Source organism: Streptomyces sp. NPDC037013, from assembly GCF_055607265.1.
Genome location: NZ_JBVJRV010000005.1, coordinates 376,583 through 400,421, shown reverse-complemented (window position 1 = coordinate 400,421; position 23,839 = coordinate 376,583). Strand labels below are relative to the sequence as shown.

Below are 23,839 nucleotides of genomic sequence, written 5' to 3'. Positions count from 1 at the left end.
TTGCCCACCCGCAGGCGAGTGGACTATACCTGTCGGCGTCCGCGCGGGCCGTCCGGCCGGTCGCGGGCCGGAGGGAGAGCGGGCGGACCGTACGACGAACGCCGAACCCTGCGCGGCGAACGCCGCACGCCGACCGCCTCGTCCGCCGACCGACTCCCGCAGCTCCACCGATGTATCGCACGACCCCAGCTTCAACACCACCGCGGTGCCGGGGAGGGTCCGGTTCACCGCCTGAGTCCTGGAGAAGGCGAGGACTTGAGCATGGGATCCACCAGCGTCAACCGTCGTGATGTGATGAAGAGGGCGGCGGCCGCCGGTCTGCTCGCGGTGCCGGCCGTCGGGGCGCTGAGCTCCTGCGCCAGCGGTGGCGGCGACGGGAACAAGGCCGAGAAGGGCGAGAAGACCAAGAAGAACCCGCTCGGCGTCAAGCAGGACGCGGGCCTGACGGTCTACATCTTCAACGGCGGCTACGGCGACAAGTACGCCCAGTTCGTGACGGACATGTACGCCAAGAAGTACCCCAAGTCCGATCCGGAGCAGAAGCCCACCGAGAAGATCGCCACCCAGGTCCAGCCGAAGATCGTCCGCGGCAAGCCCACCGCGGACGTCGTCAACAACTCCGGCGCCGACCAGATGAACATCGGCAAGCTCGTCCACAACAAGCAGGTCGCCGACTTCAGCGAGATGCTCGGCTCCCCCTCCTGGGACGACCCGAACGTCACGGTGCGCGAGACCCTGGTGCCGGTCGTCGAGCAGATGGGCCGCTTCGGCGGCAAGGAGTGCTACCAGCTCAACATCGCCCTGACGGTCTACGGCAACTGGTACTCGCAGAAGCTCCTGGAGGAGGGTCTCGACTCCGAGTACCCCAAGACCTGGGACGAGATGCTCGCGGTCTGCAAGAAGGCCAAGGCCAAGGGCATCCACGGCTGGAGCTACCCCGGCGGCCACCCCCGCTACATGTTCTTCTCCATGTACGCGATGTTCGCCCAGCGCGGCGGCCGCGACGTCACCACGGCGATGGACTACCTGGAGCCCGACGCCTGGAAGCACGACGCGGTCAAGGACGTCTTCGAGGCGTGGGAGGAGCTGGTCGCCAAGAAGTACGTGCTGACCGGCTTCGACGGCACCGAGGCGCACACCGAGATGCAGACCGCCTGGACGAAGGAGGGCAAGTGCGTCTTCGTGCCCAACGGCTCCTGGGTGGAGAACGAGGCCAAGGACACCACGCCGAAGGACTTCCGGATGGCGGTGGGCGCCACCCCCTCGCTCGACTCGGGCGACAAGATGCCGTTCGGCACGCTCTACGCCCCCGCCGGTGAGCCGTTCATCGTCCCCGCCAAGGCCACGAACGTGCAGGGTGGCCTGGAGTGGATGCGGATGATGTACAGCAAGGAGGCCGCCGTCAACCTCTTCAAGGAGGTCGGCTCGATGCCCGTCGTCAAGGGTGCCATCGACGGCATGAAGCTCCCCCCGGGCACGGCGAGCGCCCAGGCGGCGATCAAGGCGGCCGGCGAGAACATCGTCATCCCTCAGTTCATGGACTGGTACAACGAGCTGTTCCGTGAGGACTTCAACAACATGATCCACAAGTTCATGCAGGGCCAGATCGGCGCCCGGCAGGCGATGGACACCATGCAGAAGGCCACCGACCGGATCAGGAAGGACCCCGACATCACGAAGATCAAGAAGGCCTGACCCTTCTGATCCTCGTGATCAACCGGCGGGTCCGGGGCCCGCGCGGCCCCGGCCCCGCGCACGCGACCGAGCACACAGGCATGTGAAAGAGCGGCGGGGCTGAGCAGCGTGAAGACCGACACCCGGGTGGACAATCCGCCACCTCCCAAGAAGCAGGCGGGCGCGAGGCCCGCACCCGGCGCGCCGAGCCGGCTGCTGTTCCTCCTCGCGGTGGTGCTGCCGCCCCGCTTCACACCCGAACGGGTCCGCTACGACCGGCGCTACCGCACGCTCGACAAGTACCGCTTCATCGTGGGCTTCCTCGCCGTGCCGCTCGCGTTCTACGCGCTCTTCGTCGTCTCGCCGTTCCTCCAGGCGATCTACTACTCGTTCACCGACTGGTCCGGCGGCCCGGTGGCGAACTTCGTCGGGTTCGACAACTACCGCAAGATGTGGAACGACGAACGGTTCTGGGACTCCCTCCAGGTCAGCGCGCTCCTGCTGCTGATCGCGCCGGTCATCACCCTGGTCCTCGGCATGTTCTTCGCCTACATGATCACCTCGGGCGGCCGGCACCGCAGGGGGCAGGCCATCGCAGGCGTCGCCGGCTCCTCGGTCTACAAGGTCGTCTACTTCTTCCCGCAGGTGCTCTCCGTCGCCATCATCGCCGTGGTGTGGGGGCGCGTCTTCAACACCAACAGCGGCCTGATCAACGGCGGTCTCGACAAGGTCGGGGTCGACGGCCCGGCCTGGCTCGGCGGCGACGAGACCCTCGGCATCATCTCGCTGCTCACCGTCATCAGCTGGAGCTTCATCGGCTTCTACGTCGTGCTCTTCTCCGCCGCGATGGGCGCGATCCCCAAGGACATCTACGAGGCCGCCCTCCTGGACGGCGCCGGCCGCGCCCGCACCTTCTTCAACGTCACGCTCCCGCTGATCTGGGACACGGTGCGCACCGGCTGGATCTACATGGGCATCCAGGCCCTGGACACCTTCGCCATCTGCCTGGTCATGGTGCCCCCGCACGTACTGAAGGTCACGCCGGTCTTCCTCTACGAGAGGTTCCGGGACGGCCAGTACGGCTACGCCACCTCCATCGGCGTCGTCCTTCTCGTCCTGAGCATGGCGTTCTCACTGCTCGTCATGCGGTTCGGGAACCGCGACCGGATCGAATACTGAGACCGCGGGAGCCACTGCATCATGACCACGACCACCACCACAGCGCCCCGTACCGAGACCGCCGAGACGCCCCGCCGCGAGAAGGAGACGGGCGGCGCCACCCTCAACGTCTTCTCGCACGCCTTCCTCGTCCTGTGGGTCGTCCTGGCCGCCGGACCGCTGATCTGGGTCGCGCTCACCGCGTTCCGCCCCTCGGCCGAGATCCTCAGCGACCCGATGGGCTGGCCCGCCTCCTTCCACTGGGAGAACTTCTCCAACGCCTGGAGCAAGGCGAGCATCGGCCGGTACACCCTCAACTCGCTGATCATCCTGGCGGGTTCGCTGACCGGAACCATGCTGCTCGGGTCGATGGCGGCCTACGTCATCGCCCGGTTCACCTTCCCCGGCAACCGGGTCATCTTCATGCTGTTCGCGGGCGGGATGATGTTCCCGGTCATCCTCGCCCTGGTGCCGCTCTTCGCGGTCATGGAGAACTTCGGTCTCCTGGACACCCGGCCGGGCCTGATCATCGCGTACATCGCGTACTCACTGCCGTTCACCACCTTCTTCCTGACCTCCTTCTTCCGCACGCTGCCGACCGGCGTGCAGGAGGCGGCGATGGTCGACGGGGCCTCGCACACCCGCACGTTCTTCCAGATCATGCTGCCGATGGCCAAGCCGGGCCTGGTCAGCATCGGCATCTTCAACTTCCTCGGCCAGTGGAACCAGTACCTGCTCCCGCTGCTGCTCAACAACGAGGACGAGAAGAGCTACGTGCTGCCCCAGGGACTCGCCTCGCTGGCCGTCTCGCAGGGGTACCGGGGCGACTGGGGCGCGCTCTTCGCCGGCCTGACGATCGCCATGCTCCCGGTCCTCGTCGTCTACGCGGTCTTCCAGCGACAGGTACAGGCGGGTCTGACCGCGGGCGCCATCAAGTGACCTGGTGAAGCGGGTGATTTCAGCTTGGCCACGAAAGTGGTCTAGGCCTGTCGAGGCGAAACGGGCCGTGAGTAGTGTCTGCGCCACGGCGCCGCGGGGGGCGACCGGACGCGCTCAAGTCGACACCGATGTCGAAGGGTTGAACCATCATGAGGAATCGCATAATCGCCACCGGTGCGGCAACGGTCGCCATGGCCCTTGGCCTCACCGCCTGCAGCGGTGACAGCGACAGCGGCGACAGCAAGACGATCAAGCTCGTCGCCGCCGACTACGGCGACAAGGCCTCCAACGCCTCCAAGGTGTACTGGAACCAGGTCAAGAAGGAATTCGAGAAGGCCAACAAGGGCTACAAGGTCGACGTCCAGGTCATCAACTGGAACGAGATCGACAAGTCCGTCAAGAACATGATCCAGGCGGGCGACGAGCCCGACCTGCTGCAGACCGGCGGCTACGCCGACAAGGTCGCCGACGACCTGCTCTACAAGGCGGACGAGGTCCTCTCGCCCGCGACGCGCGACAACCTCATCCCGACCTTCGCCAAGGCCGGCGAGGTGGACGGCACCCAGTACGGCATCCCGTGGGTCTCCTCCAGCCGCGTCATGTTCTACAACAAGGCCGTCTTCAAGAAGGCGGGCATCAAGTCGCCGCCGAAGACATGGGACGAACTCGCCGACGCCGCGAAGAAGATCAAGGCCAAGAAGGCCGCCGAGACCCCCTACGCGCTGCCGCTCGGCCCCGAGGAGACGCAGGGCGAGACGATGCTCTGGGAGCTCGGCAACGGCGGCGGCTACACGGACGCCGACGGCAAGTACACCCTCGACAGCGCGCAGAACGTCGAGACCTTCGACTGGCTGAAGACCAACCTGGTCAAGCCCGGCCTGACCTACGCCAACCCGGCCTCCACCGACCGCAAGACGGCCTTCGCGGACTTCGCGGCCGGCAAGGTCGGCATGCTCAACGGCCACCCGAGCCTCATCCAGATGGCCAAGGAGGGCAAGGTCGACTACGGCGTCGCGCCCGTCCCCGGCAAGAAGGGCCCGCTGGACAGCACCCTCGGCGTGGCCGACTGGATGATGGCGTTCAAGGACGGCGGCGCGGAGAAGGAGGGCGTGAAGAAGTTCCTGGACTTCACGTACTCCAAGAAGATGCTGGCGTTCGACGAGATGTACAACCTCATGCCGGTCACCCAGGACGCGCTCAAGGAAATGCAGAGCAACGGCAAGCACAAGGACCTGGTGCCGTTCTTCGAGGTGCTCCCCAAGGCCAAGTTCTACCCGCTGGGCGACACCTCCTGGGACGTCGTCTCCGCCGAGATCAAGAAGACCGGCGGCAAGGCCGTCGCCGACGACCCGAAGCAGGTCCTCGGCGACCTGCAGAAGAAGGCGGAGTCGGCGGCGGCCGAGGCCAAGTAGCGCCCGGTCAGGCCCTCTTCACCACGCCACCTTCGTCCGCAAGGAGTCCTTGTGTCCCTGAAGGCCCCTCCGCCCCCGGCCGCCCCCGGCCGGGAGCGGGGCGGGCGCGCACCCAGGCCGGTGAGCCGCCGCAGCGGTCTGGCCCGGCTCGGCCCGCTGCCCTGGATAGCGCCCGTCATCCTGCTGATCCTCGCCGTGGTCGTCTGGCCCGTCGTCGAGCTGGTCCGCACCTCGTTCCTCAACATCTCCATCGCCGGCAAGGTGCGCGGCAGCGCCGGGACCGACAAGTTCAAGAAGCTCTTCGAGGAGAGCGACTTCGGGTCCGTCCTCCTGTGGACGGTGGTGTGGACGGTCGTCGTCGTCACCGCGACGATGCTGCTCTCGCTGGCCCTGGCCCAGCTGTTCAACCAGAAGTTCCCCGGCCGCCGCATCACCCGCTGGGCGCTCATCGCCCCCTGGGCCGCATCCGTCCTGATGACCGCGATCGGCTTCAAGTGGATGCTCAACCAGACCGCGGGCGTGCTCAACACGCTCATGCTCGACCTCGGTCTGATCGACCGCTCCAAGGACTGGCTCGGCAGGCCGGAGACCGCCTGGCCGTGGATGATGGCGGTCGCCGTCTTCGTCTCCCTGCCCTTCACCACGTACACGCTGCTCGCCGGCCTCCAGACCATCCCGCAGGACGTCTACGAGGCCTCCCGCATCGACGGGGCGGGCCACTGGCAGACCTACCGGCACATCACGCTCCCGATGCTGCGGCCCGCCTTCCTCGTCGGCGTGGTCATCAACCTCATCAACGTCTTCAACTCCTTCCCGATCATCTGGGCCATGACCCAGGGCGGACCGGGCTACGACACCTCCACGTCGATGGTGTTCATGTACAAGCTGAAGGAGACCGACATCGGTGAGTCCGCCGCCATGTCGGTCGTCAACTTCCTGATGGTCGTGGTGCTCGTGCTGATCTTCCTGAAGGTCAGCCGGTGGAACGAGGAGGACTGATGGCCACCGCGACGGCGACCCGCCCCGCGCCCCGGAAGGACGCCGGGCCGAAGAAGCCCGGCCGGCGCGCCTTCCGCCCCCGCACCCTGGTCATCACGGCCTGCGCCTGGCTGCTCGCCGCGGTCTTCCTCGCGCCGTACCTGGAGATGGTTGTCACCGCGCTCCGGCCCAAGGAGGAGCTGCGGGACCGCACGTACCTGCCCCAGAACCTGGACTGGGCCAACTTCGTGGACGTCTGGAAGGAGTCCGAGCTCGGCCAGAACCTCCAGGTGACGCTGCTCGTCGCGGGCGGCGCCACGCTCCTGGTCCTGCTCGTCTCGCTCCCGGCCGCCTACTACACGGCCCGCATGCGCTACCGCGGCCGCAAGCTGTTCCTGCTCCTGGTCCTGGTCACCCAGATGTTCCAGCCCACGGCCCTGCTGGTCGGTCTCTACCGGGAGTTCCACCAGCTGGACATGCTGAACTCGGTCTGGACCCTGATCCTCACCAACGCGGCGTTCAACCTCGCCTTCGCGGTGTGGATCCTGACCGCCTACATCAGCTCCATCCCGCCGGAGCTGGAGGAGGCCGCCATGGTGGACGGCACCAGCCGCTTCGGCGCCATGATCAAGGTGACCCTGCCGCTGGCGCTGCCCGGCGTGGTGACGGCGGTGATCTTCACCTTCATCACCTCGTGGAACGAGTTCGTGATGGGGCTGACCCTCACCACGGAGCCGGCCAAGCAGCCGCTGACGGTCGGCATCAACAACTTCATCGGCAACTACACCGTGCAGTGGAACTACCTCTTCGCCGCGTCGGTGGTCGCGATCGTGCCGGTCATCGTGCTCTTCGCCTTCATCGAACGGCATGTGGTGTCGGGGCTCACCGCGGGGTCGGTGAAGTAGCCGGACCACTCCGCGGAAGACGGCCGCCCCGGTGCCGGGGCGGCCGTTTCGCGCTGCCGGTCGAGGTGAGGTCGAGAGCGGTACCGATTTCCCTCAACGACTTGACTGCGGCATCTCCTTCAGCGGAGTTTGGAGTTCACAACTTGTACATGGCCCGGAGCGGTTTCCGAGGCCGGTGTCGCGGGTGGCCCTCGGGCGGCCCGAAAGAGGACAAAGGGTGAGAGTCAATGGAGACTCCGGGGTCGCAGTCGTCTCTGCACCGGGCCAATCTCGAACGGGTCGTCCGCGCCGTGCGGCTCGCCGGATCGCTCACGCAGGCGGAGATCGCGAGGACGACGGGTCTGTCGGCCGCGACGGTCTCCAACATCGTCCGGGAGCTGAAGGACGGCGGCACGGTCGAGGTCACGCCCACCTCCGCGGGCGGCAGGCGGGCCCGCAGCGTCTCCCTCAGCGGTGACGCGGGCATCGTCATCGGCGTCGACTTCGGCCACACCCACCTGCGCGTGGCGGTCGGCAACCTCGCCCATCAGGTGCTCGCCGAGGAGTCCGAGCCGCTGGACGTCGACGCGTCCGCCGCGCAGGGCTTCGACCGGGCCGAGCAGCTGGTCAGCCGGCTCATCGCGGCCACCGGAGTGGACCGTACGAAGATCGCCGGAGTGGGGCTCGGCGTGCCTGGCCCCATCGACGTGGAGTCCGGGACGCTCGGCTCGACCTCGATCCTGCCGGGCTGGACCGGCACCAAGCCCGCCGAGGAGCTCAGGGGCCGCCTCGACGTGCCCGTCCACGTCGACAACGACGCCAACCTCGGCGCGCTCGGCGAGCTGGTCTGGGGGAGCGGCCGGGGGGTCAAGGACCTCGCGTACATCAAGGTCGCCAGCGGTGTGGGTGCCGGGCTCGTGATCAGCGGGCGGATCTACCGGGGGCCGGGCGGCACCGCGGGCGAGATCGGGCACATCACGCTGGACGAGTCGGGCCCGGTCTGCCGCTGCGGCAACCGCGGCTGCCTGGAGACCTTCACCGCCGCCCGGTACGTCCTGCCGCTGCTGCAGTCCAGCCACGGCACCGATCTGACCATGGAGCGGGTCGTCGGCCTCGCGCGCGACGGCGACCCGGGGTGCCGGCGGGTGATCGCCGACGTCGGGCGGCACATCGGCAGCGGCGTCGCCAACCTGTGCAACCTCCTCAACCCCTCCCGGGTGGTGCTTGGCGGCGACCTCGCGGAGGCGGGTGAGCTGGTGCTCGGGCCGATCAGGGAGTCGGTCGGGCGGTACGCCATCCCGAGCGCCGCCCGCCGGCTGTCCGTGCTCCCCGGGGCGCTCGGCGGCCGCGCCGAGGTGCTCGGCGCGCTGGCCCTCGCGCTCAGCGAGATGGGGGATTCGACCCTTTTGGACGGAACCCTCCCTGCGGGCACACCTGCCTTCACTTAGATAACGCATGGCACCGTTGTCATCTCGTTAAGGATTTACTCCTTGACGCTGGTGTGGCGGCCGAGTTGACTTCGAGCCACCTCGGCCGCAACGACGCGGCCTCGTCAGGGAGGCACCCCACCATGAACGCAATGACGCGTCGCGTCGTCATAGGCACGGCCGCGGTTTCGATGGCACTCGCCATGACCGCGTGCGGCAAGGCCGGCGACGACGACAAGGGCAGCGGCGGCGACAACAAGACCATCGGTCTGCTGCTCCCCGAGAACAAGACCACGCGCTACGAGACCTTCGACCGCCCCATCATGGAGGCGAAGATCAAGGAACTCTGCTCGGACTGCAAGGTCAAGTACAACAACGCCGCACAGGACATCGAGACCCAGAAGAAGCAGTTCGACGCCCTCGTCACCCAGGGCATCAAGGTCATCATCCTGGACGCGGTCGACTACAAGTCGACCAAGTCGTGGGTGAAGCAGGCCGACAAGCAGGGCGTGAAGGTCGTCGCGTACGACCGCCTCGCCGAGGGCCCGCTCTCCGCGTACGTCAGCTACGACAACGAGAAGATCGGCCGCCTGCAGGGCGGGGCCATGGTCAAGGCCCTCGGCTCGAAGGCCAAGGACGCCAACGTCGTCATGATCAACGGCTCGCCGACCGACCCGAACGCGCCGTTCTTCAAGAAGGGCGCCCACTCGGTGCTCGACAAGAAGGTCAAGAAGATCGCGTACGAGCAGGACATCCCGGACTGGTCGCCGGACGAGGCGAGCCGCAAGATGTCCTCCGCGATCGACAAGCTCGGCAAGGACGGCATCCAGGGCGTCTACGCCGCCAACGACGGCATGGCGGGCGCCGCGATCACCGCCCTCAAGGGCCGTGGCATCAAGGTCCCGGTCGGCGGTCAGGACGCCGAACTGGCGGGCGTGCAGCGCCTGTTGAACGGCACCCAGGCCTACACGATCTACAAGCAGATCCGGCCGGAGGCGGAGACCACCGGCGAGATCGCGGTGCGCCTGCTCCAGGGCAAGGACATCGACGCGATCACCGACCGCAAGGTCGACTCGCTCAGCGGCGACTTCAAGGGCATCCCCGCCAAGCTGTACGACGCGCAGGCGATCACCAAGGATGAGGTCGCCGACACGATCGTCAAGGACAAGGTCTACAAGGTCAGCGAGATCTGCACGGCCGAGTACAAGAAGGCCTGCGACGCCGCGGGTATCAAGTAACTCCCGTATGCGGTAAGCCCGTTCGTACGAGATGAGCCCCGGGGGCGCGAGAGAGCGCTCCCGGGCGGACGTACGGCACGGGTTCCGGTACCGGTCCGGTGCCCCGCCCCGACAAACCGCCCCGCAAACGGGGGGCGGGCACCGGACTCGCCTTACGGAGCATTGCTCTCCTCAGTGAGTACTGCACTCCCTGGTGAGCAGCGCTCTCCTCAGAGAGCCCAGCTCGCTCTGGAGAGCACCGTTCACCTCGGTGAGCGTCGCTCTCGCGGCACTGTCCTTCTGCACCACCATCCCCGCCGGTCAGGCGGCGAAGGAGATGATTCACGTGTCCGCTACGCCCGTGCTGGCGTTGCGCGGGGTCTCCAAGCGGTTCGGCGCCGTCCAGGCGCTCACGGACGTAGACCTCGAAATCAACACCGGTGAGGTGGTCGCCCTCGTCGGCGACAACGGCGCCGGCAAGTCCACCCTCGTCAAGACGATCTCGGGTGTCCACCCGATCGACGACGGCACCATCGAGTGGGAGGGCAGGCCGGTCCGCATCGGCCGCCCGCACGACGCCCAGAACCTCGGCGTCGCCACCGTCTACCAGGACCTCGCCCTCTGCGACAACCTCGACGTCGTCGCCAACCTGTTCCTCGGCAGCGAGCTGCGGACCGCGACCGTCCTCGACGAGATCAAGATGGAGAAGCGGGCCAAGGAGCTGCTCGACACCCTCTCCATCCGCATCCCCAGCGTCCGCATCCCGGTCGCCGCCCTCTCCGGTGGCCAGCGCCAGGTCGTCGCCATCGCCCGCGCCCTGGTCGGCGACCCCAAGGTCGTCATCCTCGACGAGCCCACCGCGGCCCTCGGCGTCGAGCAGACCGCCCAGGTCCTCGACCTGGTGGAGCGGCTGCGCGAACGCGGCCACGGCGTGATCCTCATCAGCCACAACATGGCCGACGTGAAGGCCGTCGCGGACCGCGTCGCGGTGCTGCGGCTCGGCCGCAACAACGGCACCTTCTCCGTCGCCGACACCAGCAACGAAGAGATCATCGCCGCCATCACCGGCGCCACGGACAACGCCGTGACCCGCCGCAAGGCGCGCTCGGCCACGGTCACGAAGGAGGACGCGAAGTGAGCGACCTCACCAAGAACACGAAGCCCGCCGCCGACCCGGCCGATGCCCCCGGCACCGCGCCCGACACGTCCGCCGCGCCGGTCCCCGCCGTCGACCCGCGCCTGCTCGTCCGCGAGGAGGGCCTGGCCGGCTACTGGACCGAGTTCAAGCGGAAGATGCGCGGCGGCGAGCTCGGCTCGCTGCCCGTCGTCGTCGGCCTGATCCTCATCGCGATCATCTTCCAGCTGAAGAACGAGCACTTCCTGGACGCGAGCAGCCTCGCCAACATCGCGGTCTTCACCTCCGGCCTCGGCATCATGGCCGTCGGCATCGTCTTCGTCCTGCTGCTCGGCGAGATCGACCTCTCGGTCGGCTCGGTGGCGGGCATGGGAGCGGCCGTCTGGGCCGTGCTGAGCGTCACCCATGAGATGAACGACTGGCTCTCGGTCCTCATCGCCGTCCTGACCGGCCTGGTCATCGGCGCCCTGCACGGCTTCTTCTTCGCCAAGATCGGCGTGCCGGCCTTCGTGGTCACCCTCGCGGGCTTCCTCGGCTGGAGCGGCGTCCAGATCTGGCTGATGGGCGGCGAGGGCAGCATCAACACGCCCGAGGGCAGCGTCGTCGAGGACCTCACCGGGCACTTCTTCGCGGAGAAGGGCGCGGCCTACGGTCTCGCGGCCGTCGCGATCATCGGATACGCGGCCTCCCTGCTCCTCGACAGCCGCCGCCGCAAGAGCGCGGGCCTGCCCTCCCGGCCGGTCAGCGAGATCGTGCTGCGCACCGTCGTCGTCGCCGTCCTCGCCGGCGGCGCCGCCTACGAGCTGAACGAGCCGGTCGGCGCCCGCGGCCTGCCGCTGGCCCTGGTGCTCTTCCTCGCCGTCCTGGTGATCGCGGACTTCGTGGCGCGGCGCACCACCTTCGGCCGCCAGGTCTTCGCGGTCGGCGGCAACGCCGAGGCCGCCCGCCGCGCGGGCATCAACGTCGACCGGATCCGGATCACCGTCTTCGCGATCTCCGGCATGCTCGCCGCCTTCGGCGGCCTCTTCATCGCCAGCCTCTCGGGCGGCGCCACGAAGAGCCTCGGCGGCGGCAACACGCTGATGATGGTGATCGCCGCGGCGGTCATCGGCGGCACGAGCCTCTTCGGCGGCCGCGGCAAGGTGTGGTCCGCGCTGCTCGGCATGCTGGTCATCCAGTCCATCCAGCAGGGCCTGAACATGCTCGGCATGGCGAGCGAGATCCAGTTCATGATCACGGGTGCGGTGCTGCTCGCCGCGGTGGTCATCGACTCCGTCTCGCGGCGTACGCAGAAGTCCGCGGGCCGCGCCTAGACACTGCGCTGGTCGGGCGGTTTTCGGCCGCGCGCCCGGCGTGGCCGGTCGCGCAGTTCCCCGCGCCCCCTCAGGGGTGCGGGGCTTCTGCGTGTGACCGGTAAAACGGCTCCCGGACGCATACGTCAGTAGCGGAACATTAGACTCGGCAGACCCGGCAAAGCTCGAACCGCACATCTCAGCTCTACTGCAAGGAGGCACGGGTGCCGCTGCTGACCCGCATCACGGGACCGCGCGATCTTGACCGGCTCAGCCCCGAGGAGCTGAACCAGCTGGCCGGAGAGATCCGCGGCTTCCTCGTCGACGCAGTCTCCAAGACCGGCGGCCACCTCGGCCCCAACCTCGGCGTGGTTGAGCTCACCATCGCCCTGCACCGCGTCTTCGACTCCCCCAAGGACAAGGTCCTCTTCGACACCGGCCACCAGAGCTACGTGCACAAGCTGCTCACCGGCCGCCAGGACTTCGGCGGCCTGCGCTCCAAGGGCGGCCTCTCCGGCTACCCCTCGCGCGCCGAGTCCGACCACGACGTGATCGAGAACAGCCATGCCTCCACGGTCCTCGGCTGGGCCGACGGCCTCGCCAAGGCCAACGAGGTGCGCGGCAAGGACGACCACGTCGTCGCGGTCATCGGTGACGGCGCGCTCACGGGCGGCATGGCCTGGGAGGCGCTGAACAACATCGCGGCCGCCAAGGACCGCCCCCTGGTGATCGTCGTCAACGACAACGAACGTTCGTACGCCCCGACCATCGGCGGTCTCGCCAACCACCTCGCCACCCTGCGCACCACCGACGGCTACGAGCGGTTCCTGGCCCGCGGCAAGGACCTCCTGGAGCGCACGCCGGTCGTCGGCAGGCCGCTCTACGAGACGCTGCACGGCGCCAAGAAGGGGCTGAAGGACTTCATCGCCCCGCAGGGCATGTTCGAGGACCTCGGCCTGAAGTACGTCGGCCCGATCGACGGCCACGACATCGAGGCCCTGGAGTCCGCGCTGCAGCGCGCCAAGCGGTTCGGCGGCCCGGTCATCGTGCACTGCCTCACCGAGAAGGGCCGCGGCTACAAGCCCGCCGAGGACGACGAGGCCGACCACTTCCACGGCATCGGCCCGATCCACCCCGACACCGGCCTGCCCATCGCCGCCGGCGGCATGGACTGGACGTCCGTCTTCGGCGAGGAGATGGTCAAGCTCGGCCACGAGCGCGAGGACATCGTCGCCATCACGGCCGCCATGCTCCAGCCGGTCGGCCTGGAGAAGTTCGCCAAGGCGTTCCCCGACCGCGTCTACGACGTCGGCATCGCCGAGCAGCACGCGGCCGTCTCGGCGGCGGGCCTCGCCACCGGCGGCCTGCACCCGGTCTTCGCGGTCTACGCCACCTTCCTCAACCGCGCCTTCGACCAGCTCCTGATGGACGTGGCGCTGCACCGGTGCGGCGTCACCTTCGTCCTGGACCGGGCGGGCGTCACCGGCACGGACGGCGCCTCGCACAACGGCATGTGGGACATGTCGATCCTGCAGTGCGTGCCGACCCTGCGGATCGCCGCCCCGCGCGACGCCGATCAGGTCCGCCTGCAGCTGCGCGAGGCCGTCGAGGTCGACGACGCGCCGACCGTGGTGCGCTACTCCAAGGGCGCGGTCGGCCCGGCCGTCAAGGCCGTCGGCAAGGTCGGCGCCATGGACGTGCTGCGCAAGGCGGCCACCGCCGAGCCGGACGTGCTGCTCGTCTCCGTCGGCGCGCTCGCCCCGATGTGCCTGGAGATCGCCGACCTCCTGGACAAGCAGGGCATCACCACGACCGTCGTCGACCCGCGCTGGGTCAAGCCGGTCGACGAGGCCATGGCGCCGCTCGCCGAGAAGCACCGCGTCGTCGTCACCGTGGAGGACAACTCCCGTGCGGGCGGCGTCGGTTCGGCCATCGCGCAGGCTCTGCGCGACGCGGGCGTCGACGTGCCGCTGCGCGACTTCGGCATCCCGCCGCGCTTCCTCGACCACGCCTCCCGCAAGGAGATCCTGGCCGAGATCGGGCTGACCGCGCCGGACATCGCCCGGCAGGTCACGGGCCTGGTCGCCAAGCTCGACGGCCGGTTCGAGCGGACCGCGGCGAGCGCGGTGGACTCGGTGGAGCCCGCCCGCGACTGACGTCAACACGCACCGCCGACGGGCCGGTTTCAGCACCCTGTACGGGTGGTGGGACCGGCCCATTCGCGTGAATAGGCCCGCGCCGGAGCTTTCGGGGTACTCGCCCTCTCGATCATGTCGGGGACGACAAGCGTGGGAGGTACGCCCGTGAGCAGCAGTCTCTTCAGGACGAAGAGCGTCGAGCAGTCCATCAAGGACACCGAGGAACCGGAGCACGCGCTCAAGAAGTCGCTGTCCGCCCTCGACCTCACGGTCTTCGGCGTCGGTGTCATCATCGGCACCGGCATCTTCGTCCTCACCGGAAAGATCGCCAAGGAGACGGCGGGGCCCTCGGTGGCCCTCGCCTTCGTCGTCGCCGGACTCGTCTGCGCCCTCGCGGCGCTCTGCTACGCCGAGTTCGCCTCGACCGTGCCCGTCGCCGGCTCCGCGTACACCTTCTCGTACGCCTCGCTCGGCGAGTTCCCGGCGTGGATCATCGGCTGGGACCTGATCCTGGAGCTCGCGCTCGGCTGCGCGGTGGTCGCGGTCGGCTGGTCCGGGTACCTCCGCTCGCTCCTCGACACCGCGGGGATGCACCTGCCGAAGGCGCTGAGCGGCACGCACGAGGGAGACTTCGGCTTCGACCTGCTGGCCTGCGTGCTCGTGCTGATCCTGACCGCCATCCTGGTCGCCGGCATGAAGCTCTCCTCGCGGGTCACCAACGTCATCGTCGCCGTGAAGGTCACCGTGGTCGTCCTCGTCATCCTCGTGGGCGCCTTCTTCATCAGCGGCGCCAACTACGACCCGTTCATCCCGCCGAGCAAGCACGTCGAGGGCGGCGGCGGCATCACGGCGCCGCTGGTCCAGCTGATCTTCGGGTTCACCCCGGGGGACTTCGGCGTGATGGGCATCTTCACCGCGGCGGCCGTCGTCTTCTTCGCCTTCATCGGCTTCGACATCGTCGCGACCGCCGCGGAGGAGACCCGCAACCCGCAGCGCGACGTGCCCCGCGGCATCCTCGGCTCGCTGCTGATCTGCACGATCCTCTACGTCGCCGTCTCCGTGGTCGTCACCGGCATGCAGAAGTACACCGAGCTCTCCACGGACGCCCCGCTCGCCGACGCCTTCAAGGCCGTCGGGCACCCCTTCTGGGCGGGTCTGATCAGCTTCGGCGCGGCCGTCGGCCTCACCTCGGTCTGCATGATCCTGCTGCTCGGCCAGACCCGGGTGTTCTTCGCGATGAGCCGTGACGGACTGCTGCCGCTGACCTTCTCCAAGGTCCACCCCAAGTTCGGCACGCCGTACCGCTCGACGATCCTGCTGGGCGTCATCGTGGCGATCGTGGCGGGCTTCACCTCCATCGACGAACTGGCCGAACTGGTCAACATCGGCACGCTGTTCGCGTTCGTCGTGGTCGCCCTCGGCGTCATCCTGCTCCGCAGGCAGCGCCCCGACCTGCCGCGCGCCTTCCGCACCCCGCTGGTGCCGTTCGTGCCGATCCTGTCGGTGCTCGCCTCGCTCTGGCTGATGCTGAACCTGCCCGCGGAGACCTGGCTGCGATTCGGCGTCTGGATGGTCCTCGGCATCGTCATCTACTTCGCGTACGGGCGTTCGCACAGCCGTCTGCACGTCCGCGACCCGCACGCCGGCGACGCACGGTAGTCACCCGCCGTTCGGCAGGCATTCCGCTCCGGCCCCGTATGTCCCGATCCGTCGGGGGGTGCGGGGCCGGATAGCGTGCACCATATGCTCGCCCCGCCCTCCGCATCACCACGCTCCGTATCCGGCCTCCGGGTACCGGGCCCGCGCACGGAGCACGTCCCCGGCGAGGGCGCCGGGGACCCGTACTGGCTCCGGCTGCTGCCGCTGCTCGCCGCCCTGGCGTGCGTGACCCGGCTGCCCTCCTTCCGCGGGCCGCTGTGGAATCCGGACGAGGGCTATCTCGCCGTCCAGGCGCGGATGTTGGCGGTCGGCGGCACCCTCTACGAGACGGTCGTCGACCGCAAGCCGCCGCTGGTGCCCTGGCTGTACGCGGGCGCCTTCGCGCTCTTCGGCGACGACTCGCTCCTGCCGCTGCGGCTCCTCGCCGTCGCCGCGCAGCTCCTGACGGCGGTCTTCCTGGTCGCGCTGGCCCGGCGCCGCTGGGGGAACGCCGCGGGCCGCACCGCGGGCGTCCTGTACCTCCTGATCTCCGTCGGCCTCAACCCGCAGGACGCGCAGGCCGCCACCTTCGAGGTCTTCATGCTGCCGTGCACGGCAGCCGCCATGTGGTGCGCGGACCGCCGCGGCTGGGCCGGCGCGGGCGCCGCGGCGGCCTGTGCCTTCCTCGCCAAGCAGACCGGCGGGGCGGTGCTCCTCCCGGTCGCCTGGCTGCTGTGGCGCGCCGGGGCGCCCCGGCGGGGCGTGTGGTGCCTCGCCGCCGGTTTCGGCGCGCCCGTCCTGGCCGCGGCCGTGCTGACCACCCCCGCGGGCTTCCTGTTCTGGACGGTGACCGGATCCGGCGCCTACGCCTCCTTCACCGGCTCCGAACTCCACGTCCTCGTACGGGGGTTGGTGAACGCGGCGATCCTCGCCGCGGCCTGCGCCGGGATCATCCCGCCGGTCGTACGCGTCCTGCGCGTAGCCCGCACCGGCGCGGTGGACCTGTGGCTCTGGCTCGCCTCGTCGGTGGCCGCGGTCCTCCTCGGCTTCCACTTCTTCGGCCACTACTACCTCCAACTCATGCCGCCCATCGCCCTGTTGGGCGCGGCCGCGCTGCAGATCCTGCCGCGCGAACGGACCGTGCGCGCCGTCCTCGCCTCCGGGTGCGCGTGCGCGGCCTTCCTCGCCTGGGGGCTGCTCGCGCCCCGCCCCGACCTGGCGCACGCCACCCGCCTGGCGGAGACGGTCCGGGCGCACACCCGCCCGCAGGACCGGGTGCTGTTCTGGGGGATGCACCCGGAGGCGTACTGGCTGGCCGACCGCGCGCCCGCGAGCCGTTACCTCACGGCCGGCCTGCTCACCAACTACAGCGGCGGCAGGAACGGCCCGCAGGTGGGCGAGAAGTACGCGGTCGAGGGCGCCTGGCCGGTCTTCCGGGAGGAGCTGAGGCGGCACCCTCCCGCGGTCGTGGTGGACGACTCCCGGGGCAAGCCGTTCGCCCCGGAACGGGTGCCCTCGCTGCGCCGCATCCTCGCGGTCGGCTATGAACCGGTGCTGGAGGTGGGGGGAGCGGTGATGTACGTGCGGGTGGGCCGGTGAGGCGCGGCTCTTCCGGCGGCGGTCACCGCGAGCGGGTGTAGATCACCGCGTTCCCACCGGCGACGCGACGCAGCTTCTCCGCGCCCGCTCGGGTCAGCGTCGAAGGACCACCCGGCGTGCACGAGCGGGCCGGTCTGCCCACGGTCACCACCGAGCGGCTCAGCCGGACCCCGGAAGGCCCGACCGAGACCAGCCGGGCCCTGAACACGCAGTGGTACCCGGGCCCGTCCGCCGTCAGCGACATCACCGTGTCGCCCACCTCGCCCTGCGCGATCTCGAGGGTCCGCGTGTTGTCCCCGTCCTTGCCCGGCACGGTGCTCGTCCAGGTGCCCACGTACTGCTGGGGCAGTGTGCCCGCCGGGGGTTCCATTTTCACGAAGGTGTCCTCGTGGTACGTGAAGGCGCCGAAGGCGATGGCCAGGACGGCGGCCACCGTGGCGAGGACGAGGCCCCGGCGCGGCCGCCCCCGGGCGGCGGGCGCCTCCCGCGCCCCCAGCGAGACCAGCGGGCCCGCGGACGACGGCCCGCCGCCCGCCGCACCGTCCGCTGCCGCCTCCGCCGCCGGGTGGGCGGCACGGGCCGCCGCCGGACGGTGTGTGCGGACACCTATGACCGCCGCGGCGGCCCTGCGCGCCAATGGCAGTTCGGGGGCGGGGGAGGGCATGCGGGCGCGGCGGGAGCGCCGGTCGGCGCCGATCGTGGCGGCGGCGGCCCGTCGCAGCAGCGGAGGCCCGGTCATTCGGCTCCGCTCCGGTCCGTGAGCGACCGGCGCGGGGCGGGGGCCGGGTCGGCGTCACGGAGGATCCGGCGGGCCTGGGACGGTGGGGGCGGTGCCTGTTCCTCCGGAGGGCCGCCCGTCGGCGGCCGGGGTTCCGCCGGCGCGCCCGTCTCGCCGAGGATGACGTCCGCAAGGCGGGAGTTCTTGAGCTGGACGAGGACCATGGGGGCCGACGCCCCCGCCGCGAAGGTCGCGAAGCCGCCGCTGATCTGGCCCGATGAGCCCAGGAGCACGGCCACCCCGGCCCCCAGCACGGTGTGCACGGCCGCCGCGATGCTCTCGCCCGCCACGTCGTAGAAGGCTCCGAACGCGGGCGGCCCGCCGGCCCCGGACGGCTCACCGAGCCGGAACTCCCGGCGGCACGCGAGCCATTCGGTCATGCAGTCGTACGCGTGCGCGATCCCGCGTATCGCTCCGCCCGCCGCGCCGATCAGAAGCAGACTCGCACTGTCCACGTGTCCTCAGCCCATGCAGGGAGACAGACCATCGGTGCACCAGGCTACGGACCAGCCCACCACCTGAGAAGAGGGCCGAACGAGCCAGGGACGGTCATGGATCCCGCGCCCCGCGAGGCGGTCGGGTTCAGGGGCGTACGGTACGGGGGCCCGCGCACTCGGCTCCCAACTCGCCCACCCTGCGGCGCAGTTCCCGGTCGGCGGTGACCACGAGGCAGGGGCGCCCGGCGGCCGACGCGGCAACCTCCACGATGCGGTCGTCGCCCTCCGCGGGCGCGGAGTCGACGTGGACGCCTGGCACGGACTCGACGCCCCTGGCCGCCCCCTCGACGACGAGGACGATCTCCACCGGGCCCGGCAGACCGGGCAGCCCGTCGGTGGCGTACGGGACGAGGGAGTCCCGCAGCCGCTCGGCGGCACCGCGGCGGTCCTTCCACCATCCGTCGGGCACGGATCCGACGACGTTGGCGGCATCGACGACGACGAGAGTTCTCATGCGGCAAACGTAAACTAATAGGCAAAACGCTGTGCGTCCGTGATCGTGGAAAGGGTGGCGCCGAGTCATGCCGTCGAGGTCCACCAGCACCGGTGCCCCGGACACCGCCCGCTGGCTGCTGCGTGGCCGGGACGGCCGCCTCACCGCCTACGCCCGCGCCGATGGCGGCCTCCTGCGGTGGACCGAGACCGCGCCCGCCGGCCCCGGGTGGACCGGCCCCGACTTCTTCGAGGCGCCCGACCTGACGTACCTCACCCTCGCCCAGGGAGTCGACGGCTACGTGCACTTCCTGGGCCGCAGGGAGCGGCGGGACGCCACCGGCGAGGGCGGCGAGCCGGTCGTCGACATCGTGCACTCCATCCAGTACCAGTCGGGCCGGCCGCTCATGGACTGGCGCTCGCTCGGCAACCCGCACACCAAACGCGTCGACCGCGCCCCCTCCCTGGGCGCCCCCGCCGCGGCGGTGGACACGGCCGGCACCGTCCACGTCTTCGTGCGGGACGCGGTGGGCAGCGTCCGGATGCGCCGCGAGGGCAAGGGCGGCAAGTGGGAGGGGTGGAAGGACTTCAAGGTCCGCGACACCCTGGACGGCATCGCCGCCCTCGCCACGTCCACGGGCCGGGTCGAGGTCCTCGCCCCGGGCGACAAGGCCACCCTGCGCTGGGCCCAGGAGCGGCAGGGCGGCGAACTGCTGCGCGCCGACGACCTCCCGCCGGCCCCCGCCCCCGGCTCCGGCACGCTCCTGGAGAGCAGCCCCGACCGCCTCACCTACTACGCGGCCGACACGCTCGGCGACGGCGTCCTCGCCCACCGCCCGGACGGCGGCGTGACGGCCATGCCGCTCGGCGGCGCCCCCGGCACGGGCCCCACCGCGGCCGTCCGGGCCACCGTCGACGGCTACGACTGCACGGTCCTCGCCCACCGCACGGCCACCGGGCGCCCGGCCCTCGCCGCGTTCCCCACGGAGGACGAGGGGGCGGGCCTGTGGTGGGCCGAGACCGGCGAACCGTGCCTCGGCGCACCGGCGTTGGCGCTCGACGCCCGCGGCCGCATGGTGATGGCCGCCATCGGTCTCGACGGCACCCTGCGCCTCACCCGCCAGAAGGACGAGCCGGGCCTCGCGCTGGAGGCATGGGCCAGGGTGTGATCCCGCTCCGGATCCGGGGCGCGGTGAACGACGGCCGGGCCGTACGGGAGGGTCTCCCGTACGGCCCGGCCGTTGCGTTGCGAAGGGTTACGCGGGGACGCTCGCCACGCCCTGGGCGAGGAACCGCTTGCCGTTCACCCGCTCGCTGACGCCCTCACGGTCCAGGTACGGCGTGATGCCGCCCAGGTGGAAGGGCCAGCCCGCGCCGGTGATCAGGCACAGGTCGATGTCCTGGGCCTCGGCGACGACGCCCTCGTCGAGCATGAGCCCGATCTCCTGCGCCACCGCGTCGAGCACGCGGTCCCGCACCTGCTCCTCGGTCAGAACGGAGTCGCCCTGCTTCAGGAGCGCGGCGACCTCCGGGTCGAGCTCCGGCTTGCCGCTGTCGTACACGTAGAAGCCGCGCTTGCCGGCCTTGACGACGGCCGCGAGGTTCGGCGAGACGGTGAAGCGCTCCGGGAAGGCGCGGTTCAGGGTCTCGGAGACGTGCAGGCCGATGGCCGGGCCGACCAGCTCGAGGAGGACCAGCGGCGACATCGGCAGACCGAGCGGCTCGACGGCCTTCTCGGCGACGGCGACCGGGGTGCCCTCGTCGATGACGTTCTGGATCTCGCCCATGAAGCGGGTGAGGATGCGGTTCACGACGAACGCCGGGGCGTCCTTCACGAGCACCGCGGTCTTCTTCAGCTTCTTGGCGACACCGAAGGCCGTGGCCAGCGAGGCGTCGTCCGTCCGCTCGCCGCGCACGATCTCCAGGAGCGGCAGGATCGCGACCGGGTTGAAGAAGTGGAAGCCGACGACCCGCTCGGGGTGCTTCAGCTTCGACGCCATCTCCGAGACGGAGAGCGAGGAGGTGTTGGTGGCGAGGATCGCGTGCGCCGGGGCGACGGCCTCGACCTCGGCGAACACCTGCTGCTTGACGCCGATCTCCTCGAAGACGGCCTCGATGATGAAGTCGGCGTCGGAGAAGCCCTCGGCCTTGTCCAGGACGCCGGAGACGAGCGCCTTGAGACGGTTGGCCTTGTCCTGGTTGATACGGCCCTTGAGGAGGAGCTTGTCGATCTCCTCGTGGACGTAGCCGACTCCCTTGTCGACGCGCTCCTGGTCGATGTCGGTCAGCACGACCGGCACTTCGAGGCGGCGCAGGAAGAGCAGGGCGAGCTGCGAGGCCATCAGGCCGGCGCCGACGACGCCCACCTTGGTGACCGGGCGCGCCAGGTTCTTGTCCGGGGCGCCCGCGGGGCGCTTGGCGCGCTTCTGCACGAGGTTGAACGAGTAGATGCCCGCGCGCAGTTCACCGCCCATGATGAGGTCGGCGAGCGCCTTGTCCTCGGCGTCGAAGCCCTTCTGCAGGTCGCCGTCCTTGGCGGCCTCGATGATCTCCAGGGCGCGGTAGGCGGCCGGAGCGGCGCCGTGCACCTTGGAGTCGGCGATGGAGCGGCCGCGCGCGACGGCGGCGTCCCAGGCCTCGCCGCGGTCGATCTCGGGGCGCTCCACCGTGAGCGAGCCGTTGAGGACGGAGGCCGTCCAGATCAGCGACTGCTCCAGGAAGTCGGCGCCCTCGAAGATCGCGTCGGCGATGCCGAGCTCGAAGACCTGCACGCCCTTGAGCTGGCGGTTCTGGTTGAGCGAGTTCTCGATGATGACCGAGACCGCGCGGTCCGCGCCGATCAGGTTCGGCAGCAGCGCGCAGCCGCCCCAGCCCGGCACCAGACCGAGGAAGACCTCGGGCAGCGAGAAGGCGGGCAGCGCCTTGGAGACGGTGCGGTAGGAGCAGTGCAGACCGACCTCGACGCCACCGCCCATCGCGGCGCCGTTGTAGTACGCGAAGGTCGGCACGGCGAGGCCGGAGAGGCGCTTGAAGACCTCGTGGCCGCCCTTGCCGATGGCCAGCGCGTCCTCGTGGCGCTTGAGCAGCTCGACGCCCTTGAGGTCGGCGCCGACGGCGAAGATGAACGGCTTGCCGGTGACGCCGACGCCGACGATCGAGCCCTCGGCAGCTTCCTTCTCGACCTGGTCGATCGCGGCGTTGAGGTTGGCCAGCGAACCCGGGCCGAAGGTGGTCGGCTTGGTGTGGTCGAAGCCGTTGTCCAGCGTGATGAGCGCGAAGCGCCCGGCACCCTGGGGGAGGTCGAGGTGGCGCACGTGCGCCTGCGTGACGACCTCGTCGGGGAACAGCTCGGCCGCACCCTTCAGAAGCTCAGCGGTCGTGGTGCTCACTTGTCGCCTCCGGCGTCCTTGTGGTTCGGGTTCTCCCAGATGACCGTGGCGCCCATGCCGAAGCCGACGCACATGGTCGTGAGGCCGTAGCGGACCTCCGGCTGCTCCTCGAACTGCCGCGCCAGCTGCGTCATCAGGCGTACGCCGGAGGAGGCGAGCGGGTGGCCGAAGGCGATGGCGCCGCCGTACTGGTTGACGCGCGCGTCGTCGTCCGCGATGCCGTAGTGCTCGAGGAAGGCGAGCACCTGTACGGCGAAGGCCTCGTTGATCTCGAAGAGACCGATGTCGGAGATGGAGAGACCCGCCTTGGCGAGCGCCTTCTCCGTGGCCGGGATCGGGCCGTAGCCCATGACTTCCGGCTCGACGCCCGCGAAGGCGTACGAGACGAGGCGCATCTTGACCGGCAGCCCGTTCTCGCGGGCGAACTCCTCGGACGCGATGAGCGAGGCGGTGGCACCGTCGTTGAGACCGGCGGCGTTGCCCGCGGTGACGCGGCCGTGCGTACGGAACGGCGTCTTCAGGCCCGCGAGGCTCTCCAGGGTCGTCCCCGGGCGCATCGGCTCGTCGGCGGTGGCGAGGCCCCAACCGGTCTCGCCGGCCTCCTCGTTGGTGCGCCGCACGGAGATCGGCACGAGGTCGGCCTGGATCTTGCCGTCGGCGTACGCCTTGGCGGCCTTCTCCTGCGAGCGCACGGCGTACTCGTCGGCGCGCCGCTTGGTGATGCTCGGGTAGCGGTCGTGCAGGTTCTCGGCGGTCATGCCCATGAACAGGGCGGACTCGTCGACGAGCTTCTCGCTCACGAACCGCGGGTTCGGGTCGACGCCCTCGCCCATGGGGTGGCGGCCCATGTGCTCGACACCGCCGGCGACGGCGATGTCGTACGCGCCGAAGGCGACGCTGCCCGCGACCGAGGTCACGGCGGTCAGGGCGCCGGCGCACATGCGGTCGATCGAGTAACCGGGCACGGACTGCGGCAGCCCGGCGAGGATGCCGGCGGTGCGGCCGATCGTCAGGCCCTGGTCGCCGATCTGCGTGGTCGCCGCGATGGCGACCTCGTCGATCTTGGCGGGGTCGAGGTCCGGGTTGCGGCGCAGCAGCTCCCGGATGGCCTTCACGACGAGGTCATCGGCACGGGTCTCGTGGTAGATGCCCTTCGGGCCCGCCTTGCCGAACGGGGTGCGGACGCCGTCCACGAAGACGACGTCCCTGACGGTACGAGGCACGATGGCTCTCCTCCAGGGTGCGGTGCGCC

At 69.9% G+C, this 23,839-nt stretch carries 19 protein-coding genes; 14 read left to right on the top strand and 5 right to left on the bottom strand.

Going from position 1 to position 23,839, the window contains the following annotated elements; translation table 11 throughout:
* Window positions 1–261 precede the first annotated feature (261 nt).
* The 13 genes from ngcE (at window position 262) to ACZ7DY_RS20745 (ending at window position 17,491) form a co-directional block, all read left to right on the top strand.
* On the top strand, window positions 262–1,695 hold the full coding sequence (gene ngcE / locus ACZ7DY_RS20805; protein WP_471137353.1) for an N-acetylglucosamine/diacetylchitobiose ABC transporter substrate-binding protein: 1,434 nt from the start codon (window positions 262–264) through the stop codon (window positions 1,693–1,695).
* A gap of 216 nt (window positions 1,696–1,911) precedes the next feature.
* Window positions 1,912–2,853, top strand: coding sequence for a carbohydrate ABC transporter permease (locus ACZ7DY_RS20800; RefSeq protein WP_471137718.1), 942 nt, complete (start codon window positions 1,912–1,914; stop codon window positions 2,851–2,853).
* Window positions 2,854–2,874: 21 nt separating this feature from the next.
* The gene (locus ACZ7DY_RS20795) at window positions 2,875–3,771 is read left to right on the top strand and encodes a carbohydrate ABC transporter permease (RefSeq protein WP_471137351.1); all 897 of its coding nucleotides are present in this window, start codon (window positions 2,875–2,877) and stop codon (window positions 3,769–3,771) included.
* A gap of 149 nt (window positions 3,772–3,920) precedes the next feature.
* On the top strand, window positions 3,921–5,183 hold the full coding sequence (locus ACZ7DY_RS20790) for an extracellular solute-binding protein (protein ID WP_471137349.1): 1,263 nt from the start codon (window positions 3,921–3,923) through the stop codon (window positions 5,181–5,183).
* Between the two features lie 51 nt (window positions 5,184–5,234).
* Window positions 5,235–6,182 (top strand): carbohydrate ABC transporter permease, encoded by a 948-nt coding sequence (locus ACZ7DY_RS20785; protein ID WP_471137347.1) that lies wholly within the window; start codon window positions 5,235–5,237, stop codon window positions 6,180–6,182.
* Entirely contained in the window at window positions 6,182–7,066 is an 885-nt protein-coding gene (locus ACZ7DY_RS20780; protein WP_471137345.1) for a carbohydrate ABC transporter permease, read from the top strand. Before ACZ7DY_RS20785 ends, ACZ7DY_RS20780 begins: the two co-directional genes overlap by 1 nt.
* A 227-nt stretch (window positions 7,067–7,293) precedes the next feature.
* Window positions 7,294–8,493: an ROK family transcriptional regulator gene (locus ACZ7DY_RS20775; RefSeq protein WP_471137343.1), complete on the top strand. Its 1,200-nt coding sequence runs from the start codon at window positions 7,294–7,296 to the stop codon at window positions 8,491–8,493.
* A gap of 122 nt (window positions 8,494–8,615) precedes the next feature.
* A complete protein-coding gene (locus ACZ7DY_RS20770; protein ID WP_471137341.1) occupies window positions 8,616–9,710 on the top strand; it encodes a substrate-binding domain-containing protein in 1,095 nt (364 codons plus the stop codon).
* 316 nt (window positions 9,711–10,026) lie between these two features.
* Window positions 10,027–10,827: an ATP-binding cassette domain-containing protein gene (locus ACZ7DY_RS20765; RefSeq protein WP_471137717.1), complete on the top strand. Its 801-nt coding sequence runs from the start codon at window positions 10,027–10,029 to the stop codon at window positions 10,825–10,827.
* Window positions 10,824–12,137, top strand: a complete 1,314-nt coding sequence (locus tag ACZ7DY_RS20760; protein ID WP_471137339.1) for a sugar ABC transporter permease — start codon at window positions 10,824–10,826, stop codon at window positions 12,135–12,137. The genes ACZ7DY_RS20765 and ACZ7DY_RS20760 overlap by 4 nt, the downstream gene beginning before the upstream one ends.
* Before the next feature lie 203 nt (window positions 12,138–12,340).
* Window positions 12,341–14,272, top strand: coding sequence for a 1-deoxy-D-xylulose-5-phosphate synthase (gene dxs / locus ACZ7DY_RS20755; protein WP_471137337.1), 1,932 nt, complete (start codon window positions 12,341–12,343; stop codon window positions 14,270–14,272).
* A gap of 114 nt (window positions 14,273–14,386) precedes the next feature.
* Window positions 14,387–15,913, top strand: a complete 1,527-nt coding sequence (locus ACZ7DY_RS20750; RefSeq protein ID WP_471137335.1) for an amino acid permease — start codon at window positions 14,387–14,389, stop codon at window positions 15,911–15,913.
* 84 nt (window positions 15,914–15,997) lie between these two features.
* Complete coding sequence (locus tag ACZ7DY_RS20745; RefSeq protein ID WP_471137333.1) at window positions 15,998–17,491, top strand: ArnT family glycosyltransferase; 1,494 nt, start codon at window positions 15,998–16,000, stop codon at window positions 17,489–17,491.
* Window positions 17,492–17,513: 22 nt separating this feature from the next.
* On the opposite strand, the gene ACZ7DY_RS20740 is transcribed toward ACZ7DY_RS20745, so the two are convergent.
* The 3 genes from ACZ7DY_RS20740 to ACZ7DY_RS20730 all read right to left on the bottom strand — a co-directional run bounded on the left by ACZ7DY_RS20740 (window position 17,514) and on the right by ACZ7DY_RS20730 (window position 19,220).
* Window positions 17,514–18,230 (bottom strand): hypothetical protein, encoded by a 717-nt coding sequence (locus tag ACZ7DY_RS20740; RefSeq protein WP_471137331.1) that lies wholly within the window; start codon window positions 18,228–18,230, stop codon window positions 17,514–17,516.
* Window positions 18,227–18,724, bottom strand: coding sequence for a hypothetical protein (locus tag ACZ7DY_RS20735; RefSeq protein WP_471137329.1), 498 nt, complete (start codon window positions 18,722–18,724; stop codon window positions 18,227–18,229). The genes ACZ7DY_RS20740 and ACZ7DY_RS20735 overlap by 4 nt, the downstream gene beginning before the upstream one ends.
* 127 nt (window positions 18,725–18,851) lie before the next feature.
* Window positions 18,852–19,220, bottom strand: coding sequence for an NTP pyrophosphohydrolase (locus tag ACZ7DY_RS20730; protein ID WP_471137327.1), 369 nt, complete (start codon window positions 19,218–19,220; stop codon window positions 18,852–18,854).
* Window positions 19,221–19,287: 67 nt separating this feature from the next.
* On the opposite strand from ACZ7DY_RS20730, the gene ACZ7DY_RS20725 reads away from it, so the two are divergent.
* Window positions 19,288–20,367, top strand: a complete 1,080-nt coding sequence (locus tag ACZ7DY_RS20725) for a PLL family lectin (RefSeq protein WP_471137325.1) — start codon at window positions 19,288–19,290, stop codon at window positions 20,365–20,367.
* An 87-nt stretch (window positions 20,368–20,454) separates the two neighbouring features.
* Here the strand turns inward: ACZ7DY_RS20725 and ACZ7DY_RS20720 are convergent, their stop codons facing one another.
* Together ACZ7DY_RS20720 and ACZ7DY_RS20715 are read right to left on the bottom strand one after the other, a co-directional pair.
* Window positions 20,455–22,587: a 3-hydroxyacyl-CoA dehydrogenase NAD-binding domain-containing protein gene (locus tag ACZ7DY_RS20720; protein ID WP_471137323.1), complete on the bottom strand. Its 2,133-nt coding sequence runs from the start codon at window positions 22,585–22,587 to the stop codon at window positions 20,455–20,457.
* On the bottom strand, window positions 22,584–23,810 hold the full coding sequence (locus ACZ7DY_RS20715; RefSeq protein ID WP_471137321.1) for a thiolase family protein: 1,227 nt from the start codon (window positions 23,808–23,810) through the stop codon (window positions 22,584–22,586). The genes ACZ7DY_RS20720 and ACZ7DY_RS20715 overlap by 4 nt, the downstream gene beginning before the upstream one ends.
* Between the last annotated feature and the right edge of the window lie 29 nt (window positions 23,811–23,839).

Bases quoted from the DNA above. Each gene is read 5' to 3' on its own strand.
- ngcE (WP_471137353.1), top strand. From the start codon at position 262: ATGGGATCCACCAGCGTCAACCGTCGTGATGTGATGAAGAGGGCGGCG.
- ACZ7DY_RS20795 (WP_471137351.1), top strand. From the start codon at position 2,875: ATGACCACGACCACCACCACAGCGCCCCGTACCGAGACCGCCGAGACG.
- ACZ7DY_RS20790 (WP_471137349.1), top strand. From the start codon at position 3,921: ATGAGGAATCGCATAATCGCCACCGGTGCGGCAACGGTCGCCATGGCC.
- ACZ7DY_RS20780 (WP_471137345.1), top strand. From the start codon at position 6,182: ATGGCCACCGCGACGGCGACCCGCCCCGCGCCCCGGAAGGACGCCGGG.
- ACZ7DY_RS20775 (WP_471137343.1), top strand. From the start codon at position 7,294: ATGGAGACTCCGGGGTCGCAGTCGTCTCTGCACCGGGCCAATCTCGAA.
- ACZ7DY_RS20770 (WP_471137341.1), top strand. From the start codon at position 8,616: ATGAACGCAATGACGCGTCGCGTCGTCATAGGCACGGCCGCGGTTTCG.
- ACZ7DY_RS20765 (WP_471137717.1), top strand. From the start codon at position 10,027: ATGATTCACGTGTCCGCTACGCCCGTGCTGGCGTTGCGCGGGGTCTCC.
- ACZ7DY_RS20750 (WP_471137335.1), top strand. From the start codon at position 14,387: ATGTCGGGGACGACAAGCGTGGGAGGTACGCCCGTGAGCAGCAGTCTC.
- ACZ7DY_RS20745 (WP_471137333.1), top strand. From the start codon at position 15,998: ATGCTCGCCCCGCCCTCCGCATCACCACGCTCCGTATCCGGCCTCCGG.
- ACZ7DY_RS20740 (WP_471137331.1), bottom strand. From the start codon at position 18,230: ATGACCGGGCCTCCGCTGCTGCGACGGGCCGCCGCCGCCACGATCGGC.
- ACZ7DY_RS20730 (WP_471137327.1), bottom strand. From the start codon at position 19,220: ATGAGAACTCTCGTCGTCGTCGATGCCGCCAACGTCGTCGGATCCGTG.
- ACZ7DY_RS20725 (WP_471137325.1), top strand. From the start codon at position 19,288: ATGCCGTCGAGGTCCACCAGCACCGGTGCCCCGGACACCGCCCGCTGG.